The sequence below is a fragment of the Alphaproteobacteria bacterium HT1-32 genome (assembly GCA_009649675.1).
Lineage (GTDB): Bacteria > Pseudomonadota > Alphaproteobacteria > Rhodospirillales > HT1-32 > HT1-32.
The window spans coordinates 1,200,419-1,213,710 of sequence record WJPL01000001.1 but is presented as its reverse complement, the minus strand read 5'-3'; the positions used below and the strand labels follow the sequence as shown (position 1 = coordinate 1,213,710).

The 13,292-nt window shown below is 57.4% G+C and carries 16 protein-coding genes; 4 read left to right on the top strand and 12 right to left on the bottom strand.

Annotated elements, in window-relative coordinates; genetic code table 11:
• Nucleotides 1-2: 2 nt before the first annotated feature.
• The 7 genes from atpD to GH722_05760 all read right to left on the bottom strand — a co-directional run bounded on the left by atpD (nucleotide 3) and on the right by GH722_05760 (nucleotide 7,312).
• Entirely contained in the window at nucleotides 3-1,424 is a 1,422-nt protein-coding gene (gene atpD / locus GH722_05790; GenBank protein MRG71269.1) for a F0F1 ATP synthase subunit beta, read from the bottom strand.
• A 23-nt stretch (nucleotides 1,425-1,447) separates the two neighbouring features.
• Complete coding sequence (locus GH722_05785; GenBank protein MRG71268.1) at nucleotides 1,448-2,344, bottom strand: F0F1 ATP synthase subunit gamma; 897 nt, start codon at nucleotides 2,342-2,344, stop codon at nucleotides 1,448-1,450.
• 29 nt (nucleotides 2,345-2,373) lie between these two features.
• Nucleotides 2,374-3,903 carry a F0F1 ATP synthase subunit alpha gene (locus tag GH722_05780; protein MRG71267.1) on the bottom strand — a complete coding sequence of 510 codons (1,530 nt, stop codon included), beginning with the start codon at nucleotides 3,901-3,903 and terminating at the stop codon, nucleotides 2,374-2,376.
• The gene (locus tag GH722_05775) at nucleotides 3,903-4,559 is read right to left on the bottom strand and encodes a F0F1 ATP synthase subunit delta (protein ID MRG71266.1); all 657 of its coding nucleotides are present in this window, start codon (nucleotides 4,557-4,559) and stop codon (nucleotides 3,903-3,905) included. Before GH722_05775 ends, GH722_05780 begins: the two co-directional genes overlap by 1 nt.
• 183 nt (nucleotides 4,560-4,742) lie before the next feature.
• Nucleotides 4,743-5,372 (bottom strand): DNA-3-methyladenine glycosylase I, encoded by a 630-nt coding sequence (locus tag GH722_05770; GenBank protein MRG71265.1) that lies wholly within the window; start codon nucleotides 5,370-5,372, stop codon nucleotides 4,743-4,745.
• 69 nt (nucleotides 5,373-5,441) lie between these two features.
• Complete coding sequence (gene zapE, locus GH722_05765) at nucleotides 5,442-6,569, bottom strand: cell division protein ZapE (GenBank protein ID MRG71264.1); 1,128 nt, start codon at nucleotides 6,567-6,569, stop codon at nucleotides 5,442-5,444.
• Nucleotides 6,566-7,312: an SDR family oxidoreductase gene (locus tag GH722_05760; GenBank protein ID MRG71263.1), complete on the bottom strand. Its 747-nt coding sequence runs from the start codon at nucleotides 7,310-7,312 to the stop codon at nucleotides 6,566-6,568. Before GH722_05760 ends, zapE begins: the two co-directional genes overlap by 4 nt.
• Before the next feature lie 149 nt (nucleotides 7,313-7,461).
• Here GH722_05760 and GH722_05755 point away from each other — a divergent pair, with 149 nt between their 5' ends.
• Nucleotides 7,462-7,668 (top strand): hypothetical protein, encoded by a 207-nt coding sequence (locus GH722_05755; GenBank protein MRG71262.1) that lies wholly within the window; start codon nucleotides 7,462-7,464, stop codon nucleotides 7,666-7,668.
• An 88-nt stretch (nucleotides 7,669-7,756) separates the two neighbouring features.
• Nucleotides 7,757-8,104, top strand: coding sequence for a hypothetical protein (locus GH722_05750; protein MRG71261.1), 348 nt, complete (start codon nucleotides 7,757-7,759; stop codon nucleotides 8,102-8,104).
• Between the two features lie 56 nt (nucleotides 8,105-8,160).
• Here the strand turns inward: GH722_05750 and GH722_05745 are convergent, their stop codons facing one another.
• The 5 genes from GH722_05745 to GH722_05725 are packed head-to-tail and all read right to left on the bottom strand — an operon-like array spanning nucleotide 8,161 to nucleotide 10,442.
• Complete coding sequence (locus GH722_05745) at nucleotides 8,161-8,646, bottom strand: F0F1 ATP synthase subunit B (protein MRG71260.1); 486 nt, start codon at nucleotides 8,644-8,646, stop codon at nucleotides 8,161-8,163.
• Nucleotides 8,647-8,648: 2 nt separating this feature from the next.
• On the bottom strand, nucleotides 8,649-9,143 hold the full coding sequence (locus tag GH722_05740) for a F0F1 ATP synthase subunit B' (GenBank protein ID MRG71259.1): 495 nt from the start codon (nucleotides 9,141-9,143) through the stop codon (nucleotides 8,649-8,651).
• Nucleotides 9,144-9,190: 47 nt separating this feature from the next.
• Entirely contained in the window at nucleotides 9,191-9,415 is a 225-nt protein-coding gene (locus GH722_05735; GenBank protein ID MRG71258.1) for a F0F1 ATP synthase subunit C, read from the bottom strand.
• A 45-nt stretch (nucleotides 9,416-9,460) separates the two neighbouring features.
• Nucleotides 9,461-10,192 (bottom strand): F0F1 ATP synthase subunit A, encoded by a 732-nt coding sequence (locus GH722_05730; protein ID MRG71257.1) that lies wholly within the window; start codon nucleotides 10,190-10,192, stop codon nucleotides 9,461-9,463.
• Between the two features lie 16 nt (nucleotides 10,193-10,208).
• The gene (locus GH722_05725) at nucleotides 10,209-10,442 is read right to left on the bottom strand and encodes an ATP synthase I (GenBank protein MRG71256.1); all 234 of its coding nucleotides are present in this window, start codon (nucleotides 10,440-10,442) and stop codon (nucleotides 10,209-10,211) included.
• 275 nt (nucleotides 10,443-10,717) lie between these two features.
• Here GH722_05725 and GH722_05720 point away from each other — a divergent pair, with 275 nt between their 5' ends.
• Complete coding sequence (locus tag GH722_05720; protein ID MRG71255.1) at nucleotides 10,718-11,989, top strand: hypothetical protein; 1,272 nt, start codon at nucleotides 10,718-10,720, stop codon at nucleotides 11,987-11,989.
• On the top strand, nucleotides 11,986-13,290 hold the full coding sequence (locus tag GH722_05715; protein ID MRG71254.1) for a pentapeptide repeat-containing protein: 1,305 nt from the start codon (nucleotides 11,986-11,988) through the stop codon (nucleotides 13,288-13,290). The genes GH722_05720 and GH722_05715 overlap by 4 nt, the downstream gene beginning before the upstream one ends.
• The last annotated feature ends 2 nt before the right edge of the window (nucleotides 13,291-13,292 follow it).

Sequence of the window (13,292 nt, the reverse complement as noted above, 5' to 3'; positions counted from 1 at the left end):
CCTTAAGCGGCTTCCGCCATCTTCTTGGCTTTGGCAATGGCGTCATCGATGGTGCCGACCATGTAGAATGCCGATTCCGGCAGATGGTCATACTCACCTTCAACAATGCCCTTGAAGCCACGAATGGTTTCTTCCAGCGAGACCAGCACGCCCGGTGAACCGGTGAACACTTCGGCCACATGGAACGGCTGTGACAGGAAGCGCTGGATCTTGCGGGCGCGGGCAACGGTCAGTTTGTCTTCTTCCGACAGTTCGTCCATGCCCAGAATGGCAATGATGTCCTGCAGCGACTTGTAGCCCTGCAGCACCTGCTGGACCTTCGTTGCAACACTGTAATGCTCTTCACCGATGATCCGCGGATCAAGCATGCGCGAGGTGGAGTCGAGCGGATCAACAGCCGGGTAAATACCCAGTTCTGCGATCTGACGCGACAGCACCGTGGTGGCATCGAGGTGAGCAAAGGATGTGGCAGGAGCCGGATCGGTCAAGTCATCGGCCGGCACGTAAATGGCCTGCACCGAGGTGATCGAACCCTTCTTCGTCGAGGTAATACGTTCCTGCAGGGCACCCATATCAGTCGCCAGTGTCGGCTGATAGCCCACAGCGGACGGGATACGACCCAGAAGTGCGGACACTTCGGAACCGGCCTGCGTGAAACGGAAGATGTTATCGACGAAGAACAGCACGTCCTGGCCTTCTTCATCACGGAAATATTCAGCCAGTGTCAGACCGGAAAGGGCGACACGGGCACGGGCTCCCGGCGGCTCGTTCATCTGGCCATAAACCAGGGCGGCTTTTGATTCGCCGTCCGGAACGATAACGCCGGATTCCATCATTTCGTGGTACAGATCGTTCCCTTCACGGGTACGTTCGCCGACACCGGCAAACACGGAATAACCACCGTGGCCTTTAGCGACGTTGTTGATCAGTTCCATGATAAGCACGGTCTTGCCAACGCCCGCACCGCCGAACAGGCCGATCTTGCCGCCCTTTGCGTAAGGGGCGATCAGGTCAACAACCTTAATGCCGGTGGAGAGAATTTCCGTTTCCGTCGACTGCTCATCGAATGTCGGAGCTGAACGGTGAATCGGGAGGGTCTTGTCGGTATCAATCGGACCACGTTCGTCGATCGGCTCGCCGATGACGTTGATGATACGGCCAAGCGTACCCGGACCGACCGGCACCTGAATCGGTGAACCGTTATCGGTGACTTCCTGACCGCGGACCAGACCTTCGGTCGCATCCATGGCGATGGTACGGACCATGTTTTCGCCGAGATGCTGGGCGACTTCGAGAACCAGCCGCTTGCCGTCGTTGGTGGTTTCAAGCGCGTTCATGATCGCCGGCAGTTCGCCGCCAGCGAATCGCACGTCCACGACCGCCCCTGTTACCTGGGAGATGGTGCCAACGTTATTTTTTGCCATCGTGTTGCTCCGATTGCCGTTCGTTAGAGCGCTTCCGCGCCCGAGATGATTTCAATAAGTTCTTTGGTAATCACAGCCTGACGTGTCCGGTTGTAGGTCATCGTCAGTCCGTCAATCATGTCGCCCGCGTTCCGCGTTGCGTTGTCCATGGCGGTCATACGCGCACCATGTTCAGACGCTGAGCTTTCCAGCAGAGCCTGGAAAACCTGCGTGCGGATGTTGCGCGGCAGCAGTTCTTCCAGAATTTCCGTTTCGTCCGGCTCGTAAGTGTAGATCGCGCCTGACGCCGTTGCCGGTGAGGCTTCTTCTGCCTCCTCCGCTTCGGTTCCGGTAAAGGGAATCAGCTGCTGACGGGTGATGATCTGGCTGATGGCTGACTTGAACCGGTTGAAGACGACCGTGCAGACATCAAACTCGCCTGCCTCGAACATCTCAACGATCTTGTCTGCAACCTGGACAGCCTCACTGTAGACCACGACACGGCGACCGAGACCGGAGATAACCCCGGCAAGATCGTTCGGGAAGCGGCGCTTCAGGATGTCATGACCCTTGCGGCCAACGCAGAGGATCTTCACGGTCTTGCCGTCAGCCTTGAGCTGATTGGCGAGACGTGTGGTTTCACGAATGATCGAGCCGTTGAATGCGCCGCAAAGTCCGCGGTCACCGGTAAAGGCAACCAGCAGCTGGACCTTGTCGTCGCCGGTGCCGGCCAGCAGGCCCGGTGCACCTTCAACGCCGTCGAAAGAGCCGGCCAGTGACCCCAGCATACGATCCATCCGGACAGCATAGGGCCTTGCAGCCTCAGCGCCTTCCTGAGCGCGGCGCAGCTTGGCAGCTGCGACCATTTTCATTGCCGAGGTGATCTTCTGCGTCGATTTGACGCTGTTGATCCGTGCTCGTAGGTCTTTGAGATTAGCCATGAATCAGGCCTTCATTACCTTGTCCGGGATCAGGCGAACTTCTTGGAAAAATCTTCCAGGAAGGCGGCAAGCTTCTTGTCGAGCTCATCCGTAAGGGCTTTTTCCTTGCGGATACCCTCAAGAATGTCGCTGCCTTTGGCCCGCAGATCGTCGAGATACTGCTTCTCAAAGCGGTTGATGTCAGACACCGCGATCTTGTCGAGGTAGCCCTTCACACCGGCATAGATTGCGCAAACCTGCTCTTCAACCGGAAGCGGCGTGTACTGCGGCTGCTTCAGGAGTTCGGTCAGACGCTCGCCACGGGCCAGAAGCTTCTGGGTGGCCGGGTCAAGATCGGAGGCGAACTGCGCGAAGGCAGCCATTTCACGATACTGGGCAAGTTCCAGCTTAATGGAACCGGCAACCTGTTTCATGGCCTTGATCTGCGCGGCTGAACCAACGCGGGACACGGACAGACCGACGTTCACAGCCGGGCGAATGCCCTTATAGAACAGATCGGTTTCCAGGAAGATCTGACCATCGGTGATCGAAATCACGTTGGTCGGAATATAGGCAGACACGTCACCAGCCTGGGTTTCAATCACCGGCAGGGCGGTCAGTGAGCCGAGACCGGCTTCTTCACCCATTTTCGCGGCGCGTTCCAGCAGACGGCTGTGGAGATAGAAAACGTCACCCGGATAGGCTTCACGTCCCGGAGGACGACGCAGCAGCAGGGACATCTGACGATAGGCAACAGCCTGCTTTGACAGATCATCATAGAAGATAACCGCGTGGCGGCCGCTGTCGCGGAAGAATTCGCCCATGGTGCAGCCGGTATAGGGTGCGAGGAACTGCAGCGGTGCAGGATCCGACGCGGTAGCAGCCACAACGATGGAATATTTCATGGCGTCATAGTCGGTCAGCGTCTTGACGAGCTGAGCAACCGTGGAACGCTTCTGACCGACGGCGACATAGATGCAATAGAGCTTCGAGCTCTCATCCTTGCCTTCATTGACGGCCTTCTGGTTCAGGATGGTGTCGATGATGACGGCGGTCTTGCCGGTCTGACGGTCACCAATGATCAGCTCACGCTGGCCACGACCAACCGGGATCAGGCTGTCAATTGCCTTGAGGCCGGTCTGCATCGGCTCATGAACCGATTTACGCGGGATAATGCCCGGTGCCTTGACTTCAACGCGCTGGCGGGTGGCACCTTCAATCGGGCCCTTGCCGTCGATCGGGTTGCCGAGGCCGTCAACGACGCGGCCAAGAAGGCCTTCGCCAACCGGAACGTCAACGATGGCGCCGGTCCGCTTGACGGTGTCGCCTTCCTTAATGCCCCGGTCATCGCCGAAGATAACGATACCGACATTGTCGCTTTCCAGGTTGAGCGCCATACCTTTGACGCCGCCCGGGAATTCAACCATTTCACCGGCACGGACCTGATCCAGGCCGTACACACGGGCGATGCCGTCACCGACTGACAGTACCTGGCCAACTTCGGCTACTTCGGCTTCCTGACCGAAATTTGCAATCTGGTCTTTCAGAATGGCGGAGATTTCCGCGGCGCGGATGTCCATCATCCAACCCCTTTCATGGCGAGTCGCATTTGTTGAAGTTTGGTGCGTATCGATGTGTCGATCATGCGTGATCCAACACGAATAACCAGTCCGCCCAGCAAGCCGGGATCAACACTGGTTTCGACCGCAACCTTGCCGCCGGCCTCACCCTTGAGGGCGTTGGCGACAGCCGTTTCCTGAGCCTTTGTCAGTTTAACGGCAGAGGTGACCTGTGCGGTCACTTCGCCCCGACGGCTCGCAAGTAGTTTGAGGTAGGCGTCGCACATGTCGGCCAGCGCAAAAAGGCGGCCATTACGGGCGACTACCCCGATGAAATTTGTGACGAGTTCCGTTGCACCGGCTTTCGACAGGACGGCGGACATGGCTTTGCCCTGTTCGTCCCGGTCGCTGAGCGGAGAGCGGACCAGTCTGGTCAGATCAGCCGAATCTGTCAGCATCTGCTGCAAACCGCGCAAATCGTCTGCGACCTCGTCCAGTTTCTTGCCGGTGTCGGCAAGATCATACAATGCTGTGGCGTAACGCCCTGCGATCTCCGAAGACACGAATGCTTGCCCTCTCGGTTTCTCTGACGACCGTCCCCGGACGGCCTTTTTTCTGAACGCACCCAACGCCGTCCCCGAAACAAGTTTCGACGAAGTGCGCGGGGTAACTATCATCTAGCCGGGGGGCGCGCAAGTCGCACAGCCGCGATTTTTCGCTGCCGGCGAAGGCTTTTTCACCACGGCCGATGGATTGTGGCCCGGCTTCTCTCCGATGGAACCGGAGAGGACTGGTTTTCTGCGTGTCAGGGCGATGATCGCAGGGCGGCAAAAATGGTGTGGAACGAGGCCGGAATTTCTTCAGGAACCGGCCTGCAGGGACCGGCGTGCGGCCAGCAGATCATCGCGGCGATGACAGCCTTCAAGATGGTCGTTGACCAGTCCCATTGCCTGCATGAAGGCATAGGCCGTGGTTGGTCCGACAAAGCTCCAGCCGCGTTTCTTGAGGGCCTTGGACAGGGCAACGGATTCCGGAGATTTGCCGATGACGGACATGGAAGCGTGATCGATCACCGGGGGGCGACTTGCTGGGTCAGGCTCAAATGACCAGAAGAAGGCCGACAGCGACCCGGCTTCCTCCACCAGCTCGATGGCACGCTTTGCATTATTGATGGTCGATTCAATTTTGCCGCGGTGACGGACGATACCCGCATCCCCCAGCAGGCGCTCAACATCCTGTTCGTTGAATTCAGCGATCCTGCGGAATTCAAAATTCGCGAAACCAGCCCGGAAATTCTCCCGTTTGCGCAGAATGGTGATCCAGCTCAGGCCGGACTGAAATCCTTCAAGGCAGATTTTCTCGAACAGGGTACGGTCATCAGTGATCGGATTGCCCCATTCATTGTCGTGATAGCCCTGATAAAAATCGTCATCACCGCACCACCAGCAGCGGCTGACACCATCGCTGCCAACATTCAGGCCCTTGGTCATCTTTCTTCCCCCGTTATTTCCGAACTGATTAGCATGAGGCGCTGACAGGGTCTGTCAGCAGCAACAGGATCAGGTAGCGTGCGGCGCTGCGATGTAATCATCGGCCTGCATCTCGATCAGCCGTGAGGCCGTACGTTGAAATTCAAAGGCGGTATCACCGGCGGGATGCAGATCGACGGGGCTGGCATCGGCGGCACAGATGAATTTGCAATGTGCTTCATAGAGCGCATCAACCAGATGAACGAAACGCCGGGCCTCGTTCCGGTTTTCCGGCCCGAGTTTTGGTATGCCATCCATGATCACGGTATCGAAATGCTGTGCCAGCACCAGATAATCAGCCGCTCCCAGTGCCTTTGCGCAGAGATCTTCGAAGGAAACGAAGGCGACGTTGCGGGCGGCGCGGGGAATCTGAAGTTTACGTCCCTGAACTTCCAGCGTCACCGGCTCACCCTGTTCCGTGTCGGTCAGGTCGAAAAAGGTTCGCTCCAGCTCCTGCGTGGCCTCCGGGCTTAGCGGCGAGTGATAGACCTGCCGGCCCTGAATGCGTCCGAGACGATGATCCGAACCGTCATCAATCTCCATCACGGTCATATGCTGCTTCACCACATCGATGAAGGGCAGGAAGCGATCACGTTGCAGGCCATCCTTGTAGAGGTTGTCCGGCATGACATTCGAGGTGGCGACGACCACAACCCCGGCCTCGAACAGGGCGGTGAACAACCGTCCCAGAATCATCGCATCCGTGATGTTGTTGACCTGAAATTCGTCAAAGCAGAGCAGCCAGGCCTTGTCGACGATCACCCGGGCCAGTGCCGGCATGGGATCGCGATCAGCTTCAACCTTACCCGCCTTGGCGGCCTGCCGGAACCGGTGCAGCCGGTCATGGACTTCCAGCATGAAGGCATGAAAATGAACACGCTGTTTATGCTCGACCGGGGCCGTTTCGAAAAACATGTCCATCAGCATGGATTTTCCGCGTCCGACCCCGCCCCACAGATAGAGACCTTTCGGCGCGGTTTGCTGCTTGCGGCGATCAAACCAGGCTTTCCAGCTGGATTGTCCCGTGGCGGGGACATAGCCGTTCAGCGCATCATGCATTTTCTGGAAAGCAAGAACGGCAGCTTTCTGCCCGCTGTCCGGCTGTATCTCGCCACTGTCGAGCAGTGCCTGATAGCGATGTTGCGGATCGTCTGTCATCGACCGCCCGAAACCTTGATGTTCGACCCGGTGCAATAACTGGCTGCGTCAGACAGCAGCCACAGGGTTGCTTCGGCGATCTCGTCCGGCAGTCCGGGCCGTTTCATGGGAATGGCCGGGGCCTTCTCGGTCAGCCGCTCGGGTCGGCCGGCATCGGCATGAATATCGGTTTCGACCATGCCGGGGGATACGGCATTGACGCGGATCCCCTGTTCGGCGACTTCCCGGGCGAGACCTACGGTCATGCTGTTGACCGCGCCCTTGGTGGCGGCGTAGTGGACATATTCATGCGGTGAGCCAAGTTCTGCGGCAACAGAAGAGATCAGCACGATATTGCCGCCTTTGCCTCCGCGCTCCGTACTCATCCGGCGGACGGCCTCACGACAGCCTAAAATCAGGCCAAAAATATTGATGTCGAGGGTCCGGCGCAGCATCTCCGCGTCGATATCCGCCAGTTCTGTAAAGGCCCCGGTGACCCCGGCATTGCCGACAAAGGCATCAAGCCGCCCGAAATGGCTGTCTATGGCGGCAAAGGTTTCCAGCACGCCGGCTTCTGTGCCGGCATCTGCTTTCAGGGCCAGACCCCGTCGCCCGGCGGCCTCGATATCGGCGACGACGGACGCGGCTGCTTCATCGCGACCGGCATAGGTCAGACAAACGTCATATCCGCGCCTGGCGCCCTGTCGGGCAATTGAGGCCCCGATTCCACGCGCTGCGCCGGTTACCAGCATGACAGGTGCCATGAAGGGCCCTCCCGGTTGTTTCAGTCGATTCTGGCGGCAGTCTAATGCCTGAAGCGGGCAACGCAACGAAGCTTGAATCAGGTGTCAGAGTGCGTATCTGTCGAAATCGGGTCAGTAACGGCTGACCTGCAACGGGGAAGGAAACCACAATGAATGATGATCAGTTCGGAATGTCGGTCAGGATGTTTCTCAAGAAAGTCGGCATTACTTCGCAGCGCGAGATCGAAACTGCCGTCCGGGCAGCCATTGACTCCGGCAGGCTGCAAGGTAACGAAAAGCTGGCGGCCAGCATGCATCTGACGGTCAATGGTGTGGAGCTTGATTGCCGGATTGACGGAGAGATTGCGCTCGAATGACATCGGCTGATGCTCGGGATTCGCCAGATACTATGATTTCTGCGGGTTCTGCGATATCCTGATACCAACGCCGAGGCAGGAGGATGCTATGCATATCATCTTGAAGGGGTTATCGGGATTGGCGGGTGCGGCCTTGTTTGCGATTTCCGCGACCGCCTTTGCGGCGCCGGATTGTACCTGCCGCTACAGCGGGGCCGACTTTAATGTCGGTTCCTGTACCTGCATGGTCATCTCCGGAGAGCTGAAACGGGCCTGCTGTGGCCGCGTGCTGAACAATACATCCTGGAATTTCAATGCCGGGCAATGTCCGGTATCGGACGCACCGCAATCAACTGTTCCGGTTACGGACAGGGCTGCGGTCAAAGCGGATATGAAACAGCAGGCGGCGTTGCCGGACCGACAGATCGCAGACGGAACTGGAAAACCCGGGCAATAAAAAAGGCCCCTGCTGTCGCAAGGGCCTGATTTATGTCTTTACCGCTTGTGGCGCACTTAGTTGAGCCGGTTGGGTAAATCCTTGATAGCGGCGGTAATCAGTGCCGATGACTGCTTGGCGTCAAGCTGTTCGACAATCAGCTTTTCGGTTGCGGACAGGGCAATGTCGGCTGCCTGATCACGAACCTGCTTGATGGCCTGCTGTTCGGCCTGGGCCAGACGATCCATGGCCTGCTGTTCGCGGCGCTTGATCGACTCTTCAAGCTTCTGTGCACCCTGTTTGGCCATGCGTTCGGCTTCTTCCTTGGCATGGGCAACAATGGCCTCAGCTTCCTTCATCGCTTCGCGCTGCTTGGCCTTGTAGCTGGCCAGCAGATCACTGGCTTCCTCGCGGAGGCGCTCGGCCTCTTCGATTTCCTGCCGGATCTTGACGGAGCGACTGTCCAGTGCCGTGGCTACTTTCGCCGGTACCTTGAGGTACAGGAGAACACCAACGAACAGGACGAAGGCAACGGCAACCCAGAATGTGGGATCAGAAAACATTCTCAGCCCCTTTCCTGCAGAGTTGCATCGACGGCCTTACCGAGGGCTTCGTCTTCCGGTTTGGTACCAATCAGACGTTCGGTCGCAGACCGTGCGACGTCGACAGCCACATCACGAAGAGAATTCATTGCTTCGTCACGTGCAGCGGCAATCCGGCTTTCGCCTTCTTCGAGCTGTTTTGCGATCTTGGCAGCGACTTCAGCTTCGCGCTTGTCAGCCTTCTTCTGCAGTTTGGCGTTGGTGTCAGCTATCTCTGCCTGGGCGCTGGAACGCGCTTCGGCAAGGGCGGCCTCATAGGCCTTCAGGGCTTCTTCCGCTTCCTCACGCAGTTTGGCGGCGCGGTCGAGATCATGAGAGATCTTGTCCTGGCGTGCTTCCAGAACCTGACCGATCCGCGGCAAGGCCACCTTCCACATCAGGATAAACATCACACCAAAGGTGATGAGCAGCCAGATGAGCTGAGGCGCAAACGGTGTCGCCGGATCTAGTTGCGGCATAGGACGTTCCTGTCATGCGCAATCCGGCCGGAGCCGGATCGCCGGTATCAGGTGAACAGAATGACGAGTGCGATAACCAGCGCGAAAAGCGCGATGGCTTCAACGAGGGCGAAGCCCAGCATGGTCATTGGGAACACGGCGGACTGAGCAGCCGGGTTGCGGCCAACAGCCTGAATGAAGGAGGCGAAGATCGAGCCAATGCCGATCCCGGATCCGATAACGCCGATAACCGCGAGGCCAGCGCCGAGCATCTTTGCAGCTTCAAGTTCCATAATAGATTTCCTTTTTTCGAAGGGTGGTTTCCAGCGCTCTGCGTTTTAGTGGAGGTGCAGGGCGTCGTTCAGATACAGGCATGTCAGAATGGTGAAGACATATGCCTGCAGGAAAGCGATGACGAATTCGAGGCCGGTCAGTGCGGTCACGAAGGCCAGCGGCAGAACACCGGCGACACCAAGTGAGGCAACAAACCCGGCAAACACCTTAAGCAGGGTGTGCCCGGCCGTCATATTCGCGAAAAGCCGGACCGAAAGACTGATCGGTCGCGAGAGATAGGAAATGATCTCGATCGGAACCAGCAACGGGGCCATTGCAATGGGAACCCCCGGCGGCATGAAGAACGAGAAGAAGTGCAGGCCATGTTTTGCAACAGCAATCACGGTCACACCGACAAACACCACCAGCGCCATGGCAAAGGTCACGGCAATATGGCTGGTGAAGGTAAAGCTGTAGGGCATCATGCCGAGCAGGTTGCCAAACAGGATGAACATGAACAGGGAGAAGATGAAGGGGAAATATTTCGCGCCTTCGGTACCAACGGTGTCGCGGATCAGATTGGCGACGAACACATAGCTGAGTTCGGCCATGGACTGCCAGCGACCCGGTACCATCTCGCCTTTACGCATGCCGCCGACCAGAAAAACGGTCGCAAGCAGCACGGAAATGACCATGAATGCGGATGAGTTTGTGAAAGACGCATCGAACGATCCGAGATCAATCGGAACAAGGGTTTTGATCTCGAACTGTGCGAGCGGGCTATGATTTTCCGCCATCGATTACACTCTTTCCCTACGCATCTGGCGCATCCTCTTTGGACGCGGCCTTTTTATACCCAACGGTACCGCCAAACCCGGCGGCAAATCTGTATACATTCATGATTCCGGCAACGCCACCCATGACGACGCCAACAATCATGATCCAGGGGCTGGTTTCCAGCCATTTGTCCAGTCCCCACCCGGCTGCCGCACCGACGGCCAGAGCAGAAACAAGTTCCAGACCCATACGAAGCGCCAGACCAAGCATGCCATATTTTGGCGGCTGGCCGGGTTTTCCGCTGTCAAACGGTGAGCGGTTATCCCCGCGCGCCGCCTTCAGGCGTCTGTCAAACTCCGAAAGATCTTCGCCATCCCTGTCGGTCACGGCTGACCCTTTCAGACCCTGTGAATCGCGGCGCAATCTATTGGGGTGATTCCCGCGAGTCAAGCGACCGACAGGCCTGCGGAGATAATTTCCGCCTGTGATCGTTCAGAGGGCCGATCTTCGGAAACTACGTATTTCAGGGGATATATCCAAAGCTTATGTTCAGGGCCGAATTTGGAGTAGCCAGAATGGCCCGGATAGATCCGCAGGAACTTGCCACAACGGTGAAGTTGCACTACCGCTTCATCAAGGGGCTAAACGGCGGACGTCGGGCAATGATGATGTTGCGCAACGTCACGAAATACCGCCTGCCGAAGATCAATTTCTCAAACTCCATTCTGGCCGGTTCCAGCTTTGGCGGCTGCAATCTGGAAGAGGCGGATTTCTCCGCTTCCGACCTGTTCGGCGTGGATTTCTCGCGCGCGAATCTTCGTAATGCGATTCTTGTTAAGGCTGATCTGCGGGGAGCAACTTTTCTTGGCTGCGATTTTTCCGGTGCCGACCTGAGTGGAGCAGATATGCGTCCGGGTGCCCTGATGGACGCGAAAATGAAGCTCAGCAAGGCGGATATGACGGAGGATGAAGCCGAGCGTGCAGCCGTCATCAAGGAACAGATTTCCAAAGGGCAGGGACCGCTGGGCAGTTTCGATGCAGCAGAGAAGACGACTGAATATTCAGTAGATCTCAGCAATACCAAACTTGTCGGGGCGAATCTGAGCGGCGCGAAATTACAGAATGCAAATCTGGCCAATGCGGATCTGGCTAATGCCAATCTGGAAGGTGCCCGGCTTGATAATGTCAATATGAGCGGTGCATTGCTGTATCAGACAAAACTTGGCGGGGCATCACTGGCGGGTGTGGAGCTTCCGGCAAGTCTCGATGATCTGAAGCAGGATCTGGCGATGAAGGTCATCCGTCATAACCGCTGGATCACGACCAACGGGCGGGATGGTGAGCGGGCTGATTTCAGCGGCATGGATCTGACGGGTGTTTCTCTCAGGGGTCTTAACCTTTGCGGTGCAAAACTGGTTGAGACGACCCTGCGGAACGCTGATCTGACCGCAGCGAAACTTATTCTGGCCGACCTCAGCGGATCAATCCTGAGTGGTGCCGTTCTGGAACGGGCAGAACTGGATGGTGCAAACCTCACACAATGCACAATGGCCAAGACCAATTTCCGCCGGGCCCGGCTGCGTCCCGCAGAACTGGCGCCGGGGGATGCCAATACTCCGGCGCGGATGTGGAGTGCCAATCTCTCCGGCGTGGATGTCATGGGTGCGGACCTCAGCGAGGCCGATCTGACATCAGCCAGACTCGATGGCGTGGATTTCGCGCAATCCCATTTCAGGGATACCCGGTTTGATGGCTGTATTCTGACAGAACAACAGTCAGAAGCGCTTCTGGCTCATGGCGGTATCATCACGGCATGAGAGGCGCTATAGTCCGCTCGCCGGGTGAACTGACCGGCGAAGATACACTGCCCGGAAGTGCGATGAGTACGATTCAACCAGATGAAATCGCCGTCATTCTGAAACGGCATCAGGCTTTTCTGCTGGGAAAACCCGGCGGCCAAAGGGCAAATCTGACATTGCGTGATCTGTCCGGCGTCCGGTTCGGGCGGGTTAATCTGGCATCGGCAAATCTGTCCGGGGCCAAGCTTGACGGGTGTAATTTTGTCGGCGCAAACCTGTCCGGTTGCGATCTGTTCGGGGCTGATCTGAGCAAGGCTGATCTGCGGAACGCCAATCTGTCAAAATCCGACCTTCGGGGGGCGCTGCTCTATCGGGCTGACCTGACGGGCGCCAATCTGGCCTCGGCGGATATGCGTCCCGGAGCCCTGATGGACGCAAAGTCAAAACTGACCAAAAAGCAGATGACCGATGAGGAGCGCATGCGGGCACAGATGGTCGCTGCAGAGATCGGTCGCACGAATATGGCCAGTGCGACCCTGAACGCGGCGAATATGTCGAGCGCGGATATGTACAAGGCCAATCTGCATGAGGCGAAACTGGCCAATGCGAATCTGACATCGGCCAGACTGAAGGATGCGGATATCAGCAGCGCCGATCTTTCCGGTGCGAATTTCGAAGGGGCAGAACTGACGGGCGCAAACCTGAAGGGTGCGCTGATGGTCGGTACGAACCTGCATAATGCAGACCTGACAAATGTCGAGATGCCGGCGATGTCAGAGGAACTGGCTGAAGATGTGCAGAAACTGCTCAGCGATCACATGTACTGGATCAATTCAGATGGGCGTAAAGGAAAATGCGCCGACTTTTCCGGTCGTGACCTGAAGGAAATATCTCTGGAAGGCGCTAATCTCAGCGGTGCGAAATTTCGCGGTGCCAAGCTGAAATTTGCCAATCTGTCCGGCACCATCCTGATGTTCTGCGATTTCACAGAAGCCGATTTGTCGGGGGCGGACTTCAGCAAGTCGATCATGAATGGTGCGAACCTGACCGGTGCCCGTCTGGCGCGGGCGAAACTGCATGATACCTGCCTGAAACCGGCTGAGCTGGGGTCGGCGGCAGATGCCATCCAGGAGCTCTGGCCGGCAAATCTCCGGCGGGCAGATTTCACCGGTGCCGATCTTACCGGTGCCGATTTTGAATCCGCACATATGGATGATGTCATTCTGCGGCAGGCAACGGTAACACGGGCCAGCTTCAAGGATTGCCGGCTGAGTGAAGAACAGTCGAAATTCGTGCGCGCGGGTGGTGCTACAGTCTGATA

Bases quoted from the DNA above. Each gene is read 5' to 3' on its own strand.
- atpD (MRG71269.1), bottom strand. From the start codon at position 1,424: ATGGCAAAAAATAACGTTGGCACCATCTCCCAGGTAACAGGGGCGGTC.
- GH722_05785 (MRG71268.1), bottom strand. From the start codon at position 2,344: ATGGCTAATCTCAAAGACCTACGAGCACGGATCAACAGCGTCAAATCG.
- GH722_05780 (MRG71267.1), bottom strand. From the start codon at position 3,903: ATGGACATCCGCGCCGCGGAAATCTCCGCCATTCTGAAAGACCAGATT.
- GH722_05775 (MRG71266.1), bottom strand. From the start codon at position 4,559: ATGATAGTTACCCCGCGCACTTCGTCGAAACTTGTTTCGGGGACGGCG.
- GH722_05770 (MRG71265.1), bottom strand. From the start codon at position 5,372: ATGACCAAGGGCCTGAATGTTGGCAGCGATGGTGTCAGCCGCTGCTGG.
- zapE (MRG71264.1), bottom strand. From the start codon at position 6,569: ATGACAGACGATCCGCAACATCGCTATCAGGCACTGCTCGACAGTGGC.
- GH722_05760 (MRG71263.1), bottom strand. From the start codon at position 7,312: ATGGCACCTGTCATGCTGGTAACCGGCGCAGCGCGTGGAATCGGGGCC.
- GH722_05755 (MRG71262.1), top strand. From the start codon at position 7,462: ATGAATGATGATCAGTTCGGAATGTCGGTCAGGATGTTTCTCAAGAAA.
- GH722_05750 (MRG71261.1), top strand. From the start codon at position 7,757: ATGCATATCATCTTGAAGGGGTTATCGGGATTGGCGGGTGCGGCCTTG.
- GH722_05745 (MRG71260.1), bottom strand. From the start codon at position 8,646: ATGTTTTCTGATCCCACATTCTGGGTTGCCGTTGCCTTCGTCCTGTTC.
- GH722_05740 (MRG71259.1), bottom strand. From the start codon at position 9,143: ATGCCGCAACTAGATCCGGCGACACCGTTTGCGCCTCAGCTCATCTGG.
- GH722_05735 (MRG71258.1), bottom strand. From the start codon at position 9,415: ATGGAACTTGAAGCTGCAAAGATGCTCGGCGCTGGCCTCGCGGTTATC.
- GH722_05730 (MRG71257.1), bottom strand. From the start codon at position 10,192: ATGGCGGAAAATCATAGCCCGCTCGCACAGTTCGAGATCAAAACCCTT.
- GH722_05725 (MRG71256.1), bottom strand. From the start codon at position 10,442: ATGCTTGGTCTGGCGCTTCGTATGGGTCTGGAACTTGTTTCTGCTCTG.
- GH722_05720 (MRG71255.1), top strand. From the start codon at position 10,718: ATGTTCAGGGCCGAATTTGGAGTAGCCAGAATGGCCCGGATAGATCCG.
- GH722_05715 (MRG71254.1), top strand. From the start codon at position 11,986: ATGAGAGGCGCTATAGTCCGCTCGCCGGGTGAACTGACCGGCGAAGAT.